This window comes from Hymenobacter sp., from assembly GCF_035709525.1.
In the GTDB taxonomy this organism is placed as follows: Bacteria; Bacteroidota; Bacteroidia; order Cytophagales; family Hymenobacteraceae; genus Hymenobacter.
In genome coordinates this window covers 20770-32513 of sequence record NZ_DASTEP010000042.1, presented here as the reverse complement: position 1 = coordinate 32513, position 11744 = coordinate 20770, and the positions used below count along the sequence as shown (strand labels likewise).

Here is an 11744-nt window from a genome sequence, read left to right as displayed (position 1 = left end):
CTGCGCTCCGCTCAGCATGACAAACGCCCTCACTCACCCACTCACCTACTCATCCTTGAAAATGGCGATGTAGGCCTCGCCCTCCCCCACGCGCCAGGCGCGACGCATCACGTTGGTATTGAACTCGATGGCCACGTGGCCTTCGGGGTCGAGGGCAATGCAGCCTTTGTCGCCTTGCAGGTCGTGGTCGCGCAGGGCGAGGGCGGCGCGGCAGGCTTCGGCCAGGGGCAGGCGCTGGTATTTTACCAGGGCGTAGATTTCGTGGGCCAGCGCCCCGCGCATAATGACCTCGCCATCGCCGGTGCACGATACGGCGCAGGCGTCGTTGGTGGCGTAGGTGCCACCGCCCAGCACGGGGCTGTCGCCCACGCGGCCCTTGCGCTGGCCTTCGAGGCCGCCGGTGCTGGTGGCCACGGCCAGGTTGCCGTTGAGGTCGAGGGCCACCGCGCCTACCGTGTCGTGGCCGGCCCGGCGCTCGGCTTCCTGCTGGGCCAGCTCCAGCCACTGGCGGCGCGTTTTTTCGGTTTCGAAGTAGGAGGGCGGGGCCAGCGGCTGGCCACATTCGAGGGCAAACTCCAGCGCCCCTTCGCCCGAAAGGCCCACGTGCGGGCCGCGCTCGAGCAGGGCGCGGGCCAGGCTGATGGGGTGCTTCACGTACTTGACGCCCGTGATGATGCCGGCTTGCAGCGTGCGGCCGTCCATGATGGCGGCGTCCAGCTCGGCCTCGCCCTGGCGGCTGAGGCTGCTGCCGCGCCCGGCGTTGAAATGCTCGTTTTCTTCGAGGCAGCGCACGGCGGCCTCCACGGCGTCGAGGGCACTGCCGCCTTCGTGCAGAATTTGCCAGCCCGCGTCGAGAGCTTCGCCCAGGCCTACACGCTGAAAAGCAGCTTCTTCTGGGCTCAACTCGCCGGGCTGCATGGTCACGGCCCCGCCGTGGAGTACAATAGCGTAAATGCTCATAAATAACCGATGGGGGTGAGTTGCCAGAGCTGCCCGCTGCCCGCGGGCAGGCGCTGCAAGCGGTAGTAGCCGCGCAGCAGGGTGCCCTCAAAGTGCAGGCGCAGGGTGCCCTCGGCGAGGTCGGCGCGCAGGTTGGGCGGGGTGCCGGGGTGCACGGGGGCCAGCTTCAGCGAGCCGGTATCGAGGCAGGTGAGGGCGGCGGGCAGGCCGGGGGTGGGCAGCTGCCACAGCAGCACGGGGTGCTTGGCCAGCTGCTTGAGCGGCACCGGAATTATCCAGTGCGCGGGCGTGTGGCGGTCGTCGTGCAGCGACAGCAGGTGAAAGAGCGGGCCCACCTGGCAGCGCAGCACCTGGAAAGAGGTCAGGGCCCGAGTTGGCACAACCGCCGTTTCGAGCGAGGCAAGAACGAGGCTCATAAGCAGAGAGGTTAAGGGGAATTCTACCCTCCTCTTAACGGCGGGGTTTGGGGGCGCGGCGACGCAAAAAATACGGATTTTAAGGCGCTGGCTCTGCGCATTCGGCTCCGTGTTTTTGCGTAGGCAGCGCACCCCGGCGGCCACGGCCGCCGCCCGGCTACCGGGGGTGCTGCGGCAATCACGGAGGCACGCCCCCACCCGGTTGAAAACACCTAGCCGGGCCTCCGTTCTTATCGGTAATTAGCTAGCTTATAAGCGCTTATTTCGACAAAAGCCCCTACCCTGGTGCCGAATCAGCGTTAGGCTTGGCTCTGAGCTGCTGCCCGGCCGCCGCCCTTTGCCTGCCCCAGGCGGGTGCCGGCTATCCGGTAGCGAGCGGCTTTCGCATCCCGGCTAATCTCTTGCCTATGTCCCACCTTCGCCAGCCCCCGGCCCCCACCCAACGCCCCGCGCTCCGCATTACCTATCGGCCGCAGCGGCAGGCGCGGCCCGCTTCCACGGCGCAGTTCGAGTGGTACCTCTGCCCGCAGGCGGGGCCTTCAGCCACCTGGTGCTGCTGGCGGCCGGCCAGCTGCTGGGCCACTGGGTGCTGCCGGCCGTGGGCAGCGCCCCGGCCGAGCCCGCAGCCGGCCTGTGGCTGCAAGTAGCCCCCGAGGTGGGCCTGCCCCGGCCAGTAACCCACGAAGCCAGTTGCCAGGGCACGGGGGCGGCCCTTGGCGGCCGGGCCCCGGCCACCGCCCAGGAGCTGCTGCTGCACCTGCCCGCCGCCGATGGTCGGCGCCAGATGTACTGGCTGCGGCCGCTGCGGCCGGGCAGCCCGTCGTGGCTGCTGAGCCGCGAGCGGCCGCACGGCCGCGCCTACTAGCTATTTCTTTTAAACACAACCACCTGCCATGCCGCTGCACCCCGAGCTGGACAAAAAACTCAGCAAGCTTTACGAGCCTTCGAGCACCATCGACGACGTATTTAAGGGCTACGACATCACCTTCCGCACCAACGAGCACGGCGAGCCGGTGCTGCTCTTTTTCGGCAAGCGCCGGCCCGATGGCCTCATCGCGGGCGAGCGCTTCACGCGCACCATCAAGCGCCAGCCCGGCACGCTGGAAGTCAAAGCCAGCCACTGGGACAACCAGGGCAAAATAATGCGCTAGCCGGCCGTAGCGCGGGCTTTCAGCCCGCGACCAAGCCCAGAGTGGGCGGCTATTTCTTCTTAATTTCTCTCATAAGCCAGTGACCCGTTTCCCCGCGAAACGTGGCCGTTAGGCAGGGCGCGCCTATGCTGTTCGTACTGGTTTTCTTCGGCGCTTTTTTTGGGCTGTACGGCCTGGTGCTGCTGGGGGCGCTGTGGCCCCGGCCGGCACTGCCGGCCCTGGCGCACCGGCCGCGGGTGAGCATCCTGGTGGCGGCCCGCAACGAGGAGGCTACCATCGCGCGGTGCCTGCGGGCGCTGGCGGCGCTCGACTACCCGGCCGAGCTGCTCGAAATACTGATTGCCGACGACCACTCGACCGACGGCACGGCGGCCGTGGTGCGGCGCTTCATTGCCGATAAGCCGCAGTTTCGGCTGCTGCCCGTGCGGCACCGGCTGGGCACGGCGCGCGGCAAAAGCAACGCCCTGGCTTACCTCTGCCGCGCCGCCACGGCCGATTATCTGCTTTTTACCGATGCCGACATGGCCCTACCCCCCGGCTGGGTGCAGGCCATGCTGGCGGCGGCCCCGGCGGGCGTGGGCGTGGTCACGGGCATTACCACGGCGGGCGGCTCGCTGTTTGGGCGCTGGCAGGGGCTCGACTGGCTGTTTGGGCTCAATATAATCCGGCTGCTTTCCGACCGGGGGCTGCCCATTACGGCGGTCGGCAACAACATGCTCGTGACGCGGGCGGCCTACGAATCCATTGGCGGCTACGAGGCGCTAGCCTTCAGCATCACCGAAGACCTTCAGCTCTTTACCCAAATAGTAGCCCAGGGCTGGGGCTACCGCAACCTTATCGACCCGCGCGTGCTGGGCGTGTCGGTGGCGCAGCCCACCGTGGGCCACCTGCTGCGCCAGCGCAAGCGCTGGATGCGCGGGGCCGGCCGCCTGCCCTGGCAGCTGGGGGCGCTGTTCGGCTCCTACGGCATCTTTTACACGGTGCTGGGCTGGCCGGGGCTGCTGCCGCTGCCCGCTGTGCTGGCGCTGTGGGCCAGTAAGATACTGTGCCAGACGGCTTTTCTGGCCCTTACGCTGCGGCAGGCCGGCCACCGCGAGCGCCTGGGCGTGCTGCTGCTCTACGAGGGCTACCTGCTGCTGATGTCGGTGGCGGTGCTGGCCTACACCGCCTGGCCCGGCGCCATCGAGTGGAAAGCGCGCCGCTACCGCTGGGTTGAAGCCTAGGGGTCAAGTAACAATGAGCAATGAGCAGGCGGCCTAGCTCATTTTACAATTGGTAATAGACTCATTTCTAACGCCTAGCCCACGGCATTTGGCCGCTCATTGATAATTGCTCATTGCTCATTAATTTCTTATGGCTACTACTTCGGCTAAGCGGCATCCGCTGCTGACGGGGCTGCTCGTGCTCCTGGGGCTGCTCGTGGTGGGCGGCGGCATTGTGTTTTTCGTCACCGACCACGGCCGGGCGCTGCTACCCACGCTGGAGCAGCCCACGCTGCGCATCGATAACATCACCCGCGAGCGCATCAGGGGGCAGTTTTTGGTGAAGCTGCGCAACCACACACCCCTCGAGCTGGCCATCGACAGCCTGCGCTACGTGGCCCGCGTAGACGGCCGGCCGCTGGCGCAGGGCCGCAAAGCCCGCCCGCTGGTGGTGCAGGGCAACGCCACCAGCGCCTTGTCGCTGCCGCTGATGCTCAACCTGCCGCAGCTTTCGCGCACCGCCAAAACCACCCAGCGCGACTGCGTGACGGTGCAGCTGCACACCATCCTCTACGCCGACCTGCCCGGCGTGGGCCCCCAGGAAATACCCGTGGACGTGCGCCAGCGCGTCTATATTCCGAAGCTTCCCAAAATCGAGGTGGCCGACGTGGACGTGACCCACTTGGGCCTGAAAAAGGGCACGGCCGTGGTCACGCTGCGCGTCACCAACTACGAGGCCATCCCCTTCACGGTGAAGCAGGTAAACTATCGCTTCCAGATAGAAGACGACTTCGACGTGAAGGGCCAGGAAACCAAGAACGTAACCTTCAAAAAGAAGGGCACCGAGCTGATGCCGATTCACGTCAGCTTTCAGCCCAAGAAGATGCCCAAGGTGCTGTTCAAAAGCATTTTTAAGCCCAGGAAAACCGACTACCAGCTCACGGGCTCGGCCACGGTGGCGGCCGGCCCCGCCAGCGCCCGCGATGCGACCATGCAATTCAGCAGCCGCGGCACGGTGAAGGAGCTGAAAGAGCTGGCGAAGGGCGCGGAGGAGGAGTAGCCGGTTTCGCAAAGCCCAGGCTTTAAACCAGCCCCAGCGGGGCGACCCATCGGTAGTAAATGAATTAAAGCAGTTTCGGCATCGGTGTACAGTAGCGCGAACTTTGTAGTTCGCGTTTTTCTTCGTTTGGGTGCCCAAAAACGCGAACTACAAAGTTCGCGCTACAAGCCCGCCCATACACTGACGCCGAACTTGCTCTGCCTTGATGGCTGAAAGCCCCAGCGGGGCGACCCAACCTGTTGGCGGGTCGCCCCGCTGGGGCTTTAGCTACTTCTTGGTTGCCACCGGCTACCGATGGGTCGCCCCGCTGGGGCTGGTTTACTAGCCAATCTCCTCCACTACCAAAACGTCTTCCAACAGGCTATCGCTCATGGGCTGAGCCGGGGGCGACGAGTCTACGCCAGCCGGCATAAGCTCTTGAGCATTTGGCGTTTTGGCTTTGCGGGCCCTGGCCAGGGCGGTGGCGGCCAGCCCCAGGCCGGCCACGGCGGCCCAGGCCAGCAGCGGGTGCTGCTGGGCCTGCACGTAGAGGCTGCCCCGCCGAAACCAGCCGTGGTGGGTGCCGCGCTCGTGCAGGCCGTAGCCGGCGTGGTAGAGGGCGTTGTCTTCGCGGCTGCGCGAGGGGCGCTCGTCGTGCTGCGAGGGGTACATCCAGGCCTCCAGCACCTTGTCGGTAATGCTCGGGATGATAGGCGCGAGCAGGGCGAAGATTTTGGCCTGAAAGCCCACGTACATATCGCGCTTGGGGTGGGCGGCGGCGAAAAGGATGGCTTCGGCCACGGCCTCGGGCGGGTACACCATGCCGCGGTGCGAAGGTTGCTTGGCGAGGTAGCTGCGGGCGTGCTCGTTGTAGGGCGTGTCGATGCGGCCGGGGTGCACGAGCGTCACCGACACGGGCGCGTCTTCCTTTTCGAGCTCCATGCGCAGGGCGCTGGTCCAGCCGTGCAGCACGTGCTTGGCCGAGGCGTAGGTCGACTGCACGGGCGTGGGCCAGTCGCCAAACAAACTGCCCACGTTGACGAGCGCGCCGGCCGCGCCCCGCGCCCGAAAGTGGCGCACGGCCAGCCGCGAGCCGTAGACCTGGCCCCAGAACACGGTGTCGAACATGTGCCGCATGTCGGGAATCGTTACTTCTTCGCAGCTACCGAAGATAGACACGCACGCGTTGTTGACCCACGTATCGAAGGTGCCAAACTCGGCCAGGGCGGCGGCGGCCAGCCGGGCTATGTCGTCTTCGCGGCTCACGTCGGTGGGCACGGCGATGGCCTGGCCGCCCTGGCGGCGGATTTCCTGGGCCAGCGCTTCGAGGGCGTCGGCATTGCGGGCGGCGAGCACCAGCCGGGCGCCGCGCCGGGCGGCCAGGCGGGCCGTCACCAGCCCAATGCCGCTGGACGCGCCCGTGAGCACGATAACTTGCTGGGCGAGCGGTTTGAGGGAAAGCTTCATAAGAAAGGGGAAATTGAGGGCGATAGTGCTCTTTCTTGTACGCGCCGACAGCCCGCGCGAAACACGGGTTTTGCCGGCCGCAACTACGTAAATACTCTTTAAAATCAGCTATTTAAAGTTCATATTCTGAGAAAACCTCGTCCGTAAAAAGGCCCCACCGGCTACCAGCCGGCGGGGCCTTCCCAAAGTTTTTTAAAAAAGCCGCGCCGCGGGCTAGCCGTTGGCTTTCTCGTTCACGGCCGCTTCGGCCAGCTGGGTCAGCAGGTCGTTGGTGGTCTTTTCTTCGGTGAGCGTGTCGGCCAGCATCCGGGCTTCGGCCTCGTAGCCGAGGCGGCGGGCAAAGGCCACGACCGTGCCGTACTGGGCGATTTCATAGTGCTCGACGCCCTGGGCGGCGCTGATGATGGCGGCATCGCGCACGTCGTCGTCGGCGCGCATGCTTAGCAGCATGTTGGCCTCGTCTACCATGCCTTCCATGGCTTTGCAGCCGGGGCCGTTCAGGTCCATGCCCAGGTTGCTGGCTACTTGCTCGAGGCGGGCCACCTGGTTTTCGGTTTCGCGCAGGTGCTGGTCGAGGCTCTGGCGCAGCTGCGGGTCGGTGGCTTTGGCCGAGAGCTGAGGCATGGCTTTGAGCAGCTGGTTTTCGGCGTCGTAGAGGCCTTGCAGCTTCACTTCAAGCAGGTCGTGCAGATTTTCGATTTTGTCGAACATAACAGATGGGAAAAGGGAGAAAGGACAGCACCGGCCCGGCCGGGGCCGGTGCCGTTCTTAACGGCCGCGCCCCCGGCCGGGCCATCGCAACCCGCTGGTAAGCTGGCAAAAAGAGAATAATTACCAATTTACGCGGAGGCGGCATCCGTGCTTCGCCCCGAAGCTTTTACGGGTATTCCGCGGCAACGCGCCCGGCGGGTTAGCGGTAAACTGGCCTACCGGCCGGCCTTACTTTTCCGACTGCTACCCATGCTTTTTTCCTGGTTTCGACGCGCTGTTTTTCTTTTGGCGGGAGCGCTGGCCGCTCCCCACTGCCCCGCCACCGCCCAAACCGTGACGGGCCCGCAAGGCGAGGTTTTCGGGCGGCGCGTGGTGGCCCGGCAGCTCAGCGACCCCTGGGCCATCACCTACGGCCCCGACGGCTACCTCTGGCTGACCGAGGCCAAGGGCTACCGCGTGAGCCGCCTCGACCCCGCCACCGGCACCAAAACCGTGCTGCTCGACCTTGCGCCCGAGCGCCAATTTCCGCGCTACGACAAGGTGCCCGACGCCCTGGATGGCGGCAAGCCCTGGCCCCAGGGCGGCCTCATGGGCCTGGCCCTGCACCCGCAGCTGCTGGCGGGCAAGCCCTACGTGTATTTGGCTTATATTCATAAGTTTGCCGGGGCCGGGCAGCCGGACAAGGGCGGCGCGCCTAACTACGGCGGCTACTTCTTCACGACCCGCGTGGTGCGCTACGAGTACCAGCCGCAGGCCCAAAAGCTGGCCAACCCGGTGGTGCTCTGCGATACCATCCCGGGCAGCAGCGACCACAACGGGGGCCGGCTGCTCATCGCGCCCGTGGCGGGGCAGCCCTACCTGTTTTACAGCGTGGGCGACCTCGGGGCGGGGCAGTTCGACAACGGCGGCCGGCCCAACCACGCCCAGAACCCCGCCCGCTACGAGGGCAAAATCCTGCGCTTCAACCTGGAGCCCGCCCCTGGCCCGGCCAGCGCCGCGTGGCTGCCCCGCGACAACCCGTTTGCCACGCCCGCCCACCCCAGCGCCGTGTGGAGCTACGGCCACCGCAATCCGCAGGGCCTGGCCTACGCCGAGGTAGGCGGCGCGGGCCACCTATACGCCAGCGAGCACGGCCCGTTTTCCGACGACGAGCTTAACCTCATCGAGCCGGGCAAAAACTACGGCCACCCGCTCGTCATCGGCTACGCCGATGGCAACTACGACGGGCTGGCGGCCGGCGTGTCGAGCCGGGCCGCGCTGCCGGGGCCGTGGCACACCTCCTACCCGCTCATTGGCAGCGAGCAAGCCAACGCGGCGGCCATCGGCCCGGCCACCTACCGCGACCCGATGCAGACGCTGTATCCCAATTCCAACGCCTTTTTGCGCGAGCTGTTCGCCAAGACCAGAGCCGACGCCACCCCGCCCGACTGGCCTTCGGAAGCCCCGAGCAGCCTGGCCGTGTACACGGCGGCCGGCATTCCGGGCTGGCGGGCGTCGCTGCTGCTGCCCACGCTCAAGCACGGCAAGCTCATGCGGCTGCCGCTGAACGCGGCCGGCACCGGCCTCCGCGGCGACACGCTCACGTATTTCCGCGCCCCGGTGCGCTACCGCGACGTGGCCCTGGCGCCCGATGGCCGGCGGCTGTATTTGGCCACCGACAGCTCATCGGTGTCGTCGGGGCCATCCAAGGAAGACCCCAAGGGCACCAGCTGCAAGGGCTGCATTCTGGAGTTTACGTACCTGCGCGGCGGGCCGGCAAGCGCTACCCCGCCGGCGGGGCCAGCAGCTAGCCCCACCCCACGCACGCGCCCCGCCGCACCGGGCCGGGCGGCCAGGCGCTAGCCAAGCGCGCAGGCCAGCCGGGTAACTTTGCGGCCGCCCCGGCAGCGGGGCAGTCGTTTTTTTACCCAATGCCTTTTCTTCAGATTGACGATTTGCGCGTGGAAGTGGTGCGCAAGCCCGTGCGCCACTCGCGCCTGACGGTGCGGCCGCCGGCCGGCGAGGTGCGCCTGGCCGTGCCCCTGCGCACCCCCGAGGCCACCATCCGGGAGCTGGTACTGCAAAAGCAAGCTTGGATTCGCAAGCACCAGGCTGCCTTTCAGGCCCAGCCGCCGGAGTTGGTTTTGCAGTACGAGTCGGGCGAAATGCACTACTACCAGGGCCAGGCTTTGCTGCTGCACGTGCACGAGCGCCCCGGCCCGGCGCAAGTCAGCGTGCACGCGGGCGGGCTGCACGTGCACCTGCCTGGCCCGGCCACGGCCGCCCAGCGCGCGCTAGTGCTGGCCCGCTGGCGCCGCGCCCAGCTGCAAGCCCTGCTACCGCAACTGCTGGCCAAGTGGGAGCCGGTAGTGGGCGCGCAGGCCGCCGCCTGGGGCATCAAACAGATGAAAACCCGCTGGGGCACGTGCAGCATCCGGGCGCGGCGCATCTGGCTGAACCTGGAGCTGAGCAAGTGGCCGCTCGCCTGCCTCGAATACGTGGTGGTGCACGAGCTGACGCACTTGCACGAGCGCCTGCACACTGCCCGCTTCTGGGGCTTGCTCGGCCAGGCCATGCCCGAGTGGCGCACGCCGCATCAGGCCCTGCGGCAGGGCCGGCCGAGCGCGGCCCTGCCGACTGGAGCGTAACAAACCGTTAAAAACAAAAAAACACCTTCACGCTGGCGCAAAGGTGTTTTTTGTGGGCCCACTTGGAATCGAACCAAGGACCTACTGATTATGAGTCAGTTGCTCTAACCGATTGAGCTATAGGCCCCAAGCCTGCCCGAAGACGTGGCTACTGGCTCAAAGGTACGGCAGATTTTTATTTCTAGCGCAGCGAGCGCCCCTAAGTGCCCCAACTTTGCGGGCCGGCAACCAGCTGGCTGTTTCTTATGCTTCCCCATCTGCTTTTTGATTTTGGCGGTGTCATTATCGACATCGACTACGACCGCACCCCCGCCGCCTTTCGCCGCCTCAGCCGCACCGGCCTGGCCGCCGAATACGCGCAGGCCGGCCAGGCCGAGCTGTTCGACCTGCTCGAAACCGGCAAGATTTCGGCCGCCGAGTTTCGCGACGGGCTGCGCGAGCTATACGACCTCGACGCTACCGACGACCAAATCGATGCCGCCTGGCACGCGCTGCTGCTCGACGTGCCCGCCGAGCGGCTGGCCCTCATCGGCGAGCTGCGGCGGGCGGGGCACGCCACGGCGCTGCTTTCCAACACCAACGCGCTGCACATTACGGAGATAAACCGGCGGCTGGCGCGGCAATACGGCTTCAAAAACGGCATTGCCGACTGCCTCGACCGCGTGTTTTACTCGCAGGAGGTGGGCTACCGCAAGCCGGGCGAGGAGATATTCCACCACGCGCTGCGCGAAATGAACTGGCAGGCGGCCGATACGTTATTCATTGAGGATAGCCCGCAGCATATTGCCACGGCCCGCCGCCTGGGGCTGCGGGTGCTGCACCTGGCCCCGCCGCTCACCCTCACCACCGCCCTCCCCGAAGCCCTGCGTGTCTTTCCCCGAGAATACCCCGCCGCCCCCGCTACTGCCTGATGACGAACCCCTGATAGCCTGGCCCGCCGATGCCAGCGCCCCCGCGCCGCCTGCCCTGGCCTGGGCGCGGCAGCGGTTTCGGCGCTACGAGCGGCCGCCGTCGCGGGAACGCACTGCCGCTATTCACATTGGGCTGTTTGTGCTCACGCTGCTTACTACCGTGCTGGCGGGTAGCAGCCTCACGCGGGGCAGCCTCGATTTGGTAGACTTTTCCGTATTTGGCCTGCCTGCCGCACAGCGGACCGAGGAGCTGGGGCGCGGGCTGACTTACGCGCTGGCTTTTCTGGGGGTGCTCACGGTGCACGAGTTTGGGCACTATTTCGTGGCGCGCTATAACAAGGTGCGCACGTCGCTGCCCTACTACATTCCGTTTCCGCTGGGACTGGGCACGTTCGGGGCGGTTATTCGCATTCGGGAAGCCATTTTTTCGCGGCGCGAATTCTTTGACATTGGCCTGGCTGGGCCGCTGGCGGGGCTGGTGGTGGCGGTGGGCGTGCTGGCCTACGGCTTCACCCACCTGCCCGACCCGCTAACCTACGTGCAGCACGTGCACCCCGAGTTTGTGCGCTACGGGGCCGACTACGCGCAGGCGTATCAGGGCCAAGTCGGCCTCACGCTGAGCCGCCCGCTGCTCTACCAGGGGCTCGAGCGCTGGCTCGCCGACCCCGCCCTGCTCCCCCACCCCAACGAACTGCTGCGCTACCCGCTGCTGGTGGCCGGCGAGCTGAGCTTGTTTTTTACGGCCCTCAACCTCATTCCCATCGGGCAGCTCGATGGCGGGCACATTCTGTACGGGCTGCTGGGGCCGCGCCGGGCGGGGCGGCTGTCGGGGGCGCTGTTCGTGGGCTTTATTTTTTATGCCGGGCTGGGCATTTTCTCCTTGCGCAGCGACTGGCAAACCTGGCTCTACGGCGGCGCGCCCTACGCGCTGTACTTGTGGCTGGTGTTTCGCCGGGCCTTGCCGCGGCCCCGGCAGGTGCTGGTGCTGGCCGCGCTGGTCTGGGCCGCGCAGCTGGCGGTGGCTACGCTGTGGCCGGGCATCGAGGGGCAGCCGGGGTGGCTGCTGTTTGGGCTGCTGCTGGGGCGGGTATCGGGCATCTACCACCCCGCCGCGCCCGACGAGCGCCCCCTCAGCCCCGGCCGGCAGGTGCTGGGCTGGGTAATGGTGCTGCTGTTTGGGCTGTGCTTTTCGCCCTCGCCGTTCGTGTTTGGATGAGTGGGTGAGTGGATGACCGTACCATCCACTCATCCCAAAGCCCA

The 11744-nt window shown here is 66.5% G+C and carries 12 protein-coding genes and 1 tRNA gene; 8 read left to right on the top strand and 5 right to left on the bottom strand.

What is annotated here, in order from left to right:
* Positions 1 to 45: 45 nt before the first annotated feature.
* Both VFO93_RS03630 and VFO93_RS03625 read right to left on the bottom strand, forming a co-directional pair.
* A complete protein-coding gene (locus VFO93_RS03630; protein WP_325132954.1) occupies positions 46 to 960 on the bottom strand; it encodes an isoaspartyl peptidase/L-asparaginase family protein in 915 nt (304 codons plus the stop codon).
* Positions 957 to 1376: a hypothetical protein gene (locus VFO93_RS03625; protein WP_325132953.1), complete on the bottom strand. Its 420-nt coding sequence runs from the start codon at positions 1374 to 1376 to the stop codon at positions 957 to 959. Before VFO93_RS03625 ends, VFO93_RS03630 begins: the two co-directional genes overlap by 4 nt.
* A gap of 511 nt (positions 1377 to 1887) precedes the next feature.
* Here VFO93_RS03625 and VFO93_RS03620 point away from each other — a divergent pair.
* The 4 genes from VFO93_RS03620 to VFO93_RS03605 all read left to right on the top strand — a co-directional run bounded on the left by VFO93_RS03620 (position 1888) and on the right by VFO93_RS03605 (position 4789).
* Positions 1888 to 2241 carry a hypothetical protein gene (locus VFO93_RS03620; RefSeq protein ID WP_325132952.1) on the top strand — a complete coding sequence of 118 codons (354 nt, stop codon included), beginning with the start codon at positions 1888 to 1890 and terminating at the stop codon, positions 2239 to 2241.
* A 28-nt stretch (positions 2242 to 2269) separates the two neighbouring features.
* Positions 2270 to 2527: a hypothetical protein gene (locus VFO93_RS03615; RefSeq protein ID WP_325132951.1), complete on the top strand. Its 258-nt coding sequence runs from the start codon at positions 2270 to 2272 to the stop codon at positions 2525 to 2527.
* A 125-nt stretch (positions 2528 to 2652) separates the two neighbouring features.
* On the top strand, positions 2653 to 3750 hold the full coding sequence (locus VFO93_RS03610; RefSeq protein ID WP_325132950.1) for a glycosyltransferase: 1098 nt from the start codon (positions 2653 to 2655) through the stop codon (positions 3748 to 3750).
* A gap of 130 nt (positions 3751 to 3880) precedes the next feature.
* Positions 3881 to 4789 carry an LEA type 2 family protein gene (locus VFO93_RS03605; RefSeq protein ID WP_325132949.1) on the top strand — a complete coding sequence of 303 codons (909 nt, stop codon included), beginning with the start codon at positions 3881 to 3883 and terminating at the stop codon, positions 4787 to 4789.
* Between the two features lie 321 nt (positions 4790 to 5110).
* Here VFO93_RS03605 and VFO93_RS03600 read toward each other — a convergent pair whose 3' ends face one another.
* Positions 5111 to 6235: an SDR family oxidoreductase gene (locus tag VFO93_RS03600; RefSeq protein WP_325132948.1), complete on the bottom strand. Its 1125-nt coding sequence runs from the start codon at positions 6233 to 6235 to the stop codon at positions 5111 to 5113.
* Positions 6236 to 6448: 213 nt separating this feature from the next.
* The gene (locus tag VFO93_RS03595) at positions 6449 to 6946 is read right to left on the bottom strand and encodes a ferritin-like domain-containing protein (RefSeq protein ID WP_325132947.1); all 498 of its coding nucleotides are present in this window, start codon (positions 6944 to 6946) and stop codon (positions 6449 to 6451) included.
* A 285-nt stretch (positions 6947 to 7231) separates the two neighbouring features.
* Between VFO93_RS03595 and VFO93_RS03590 the strand changes: the two genes are divergently transcribed.
* On the top strand, positions 7232 to 8788 hold the full coding sequence (locus tag VFO93_RS03590) for a PQQ-dependent sugar dehydrogenase (protein WP_325132946.1): 1557 nt from the start codon (positions 7232 to 7234) through the stop codon (positions 8786 to 8788).
* A 68-nt stretch (positions 8789 to 8856) separates the two neighbouring features.
* Positions 8857 to 9573, top strand: coding sequence for a SprT family zinc-dependent metalloprotease (locus VFO93_RS03585; RefSeq protein WP_325132945.1), 717 nt, complete (start codon positions 8857 to 8859; stop codon positions 9571 to 9573).
* 53 nt (positions 9574 to 9626) lie between these two features.
* On the opposite strand, the gene VFO93_RS03580 is transcribed toward VFO93_RS03585, so the two are convergent.
* Positions 9627 to 9700, bottom strand: a tRNA-Ile gene (locus VFO93_RS03580).
* A gap of 118 nt (positions 9701 to 9818) precedes the next feature.
* Here VFO93_RS03580 and VFO93_RS03575 point away from each other — a divergent pair.
* Positions 9819 to 10484, top strand: a complete 666-nt coding sequence (locus tag VFO93_RS03575; RefSeq protein ID WP_325132944.1) for an HAD family phosphatase — start codon at positions 9819 to 9821, stop codon at positions 10482 to 10484.
* Entirely contained in the window at positions 10441 to 11700 is a 1260-nt protein-coding gene (locus tag VFO93_RS03570) for a site-2 protease family protein (RefSeq protein WP_325132943.1), read from the top strand. The genes VFO93_RS03575 and VFO93_RS03570 overlap by 44 nt, the downstream gene beginning before the upstream one ends.
* Positions 11701 to 11744: the final 44 nt, after the last annotated feature.

Bases quoted from the DNA above. Each gene is read 5' to 3' on its own strand.
- VFO93_RS03595 (WP_325132947.1), bottom strand. From the start codon at position 6,946: ATGTTCGACAAAATCGAAAATCTGCACGACCTGCTTGAAGTGAAGCTG.
- VFO93_RS03600 (WP_325132948.1), bottom strand. From the start codon at position 6,235: ATGAAGCTTTCCCTCAAACCGCTCGCCCAGCAAGTTATCGTGCTCACG.
- VFO93_RS03625 (WP_325132953.1), bottom strand. From the start codon at position 1,376: ATGAGCCTCGTTCTTGCCTCGCTCGAAACGGCGGTTGTGCCAACTCGG.
- VFO93_RS03605 (WP_325132949.1), top strand. From the start codon at position 3,881: ATGGCTACTACTTCGGCTAAGCGGCATCCGCTGCTGACGGGGCTGCTC.
- VFO93_RS03630 (WP_325132954.1), bottom strand. From the start codon at position 960: ATGAGCATTTACGCTATTGTACTCCACGGCGGGGCCGTGACCATGCAG.
- VFO93_RS03585 (WP_325132945.1), top strand. From the start codon at position 8,857: ATGCCTTTTCTTCAGATTGACGATTTGCGCGTGGAAGTGGTGCGCAAG.
- VFO93_RS03575 (WP_325132944.1), top strand. From the start codon at position 9,819: ATGCTTCCCCATCTGCTTTTTGATTTTGGCGGTGTCATTATCGACATC.
- VFO93_RS03610 (WP_325132950.1), top strand. From the start codon at position 2,653: ATGCTGTTCGTACTGGTTTTCTTCGGCGCTTTTTTTGGGCTGTACGGC.
- VFO93_RS03615 (WP_325132951.1), top strand. From the start codon at position 2,270: ATGCCGCTGCACCCCGAGCTGGACAAAAAACTCAGCAAGCTTTACGAG.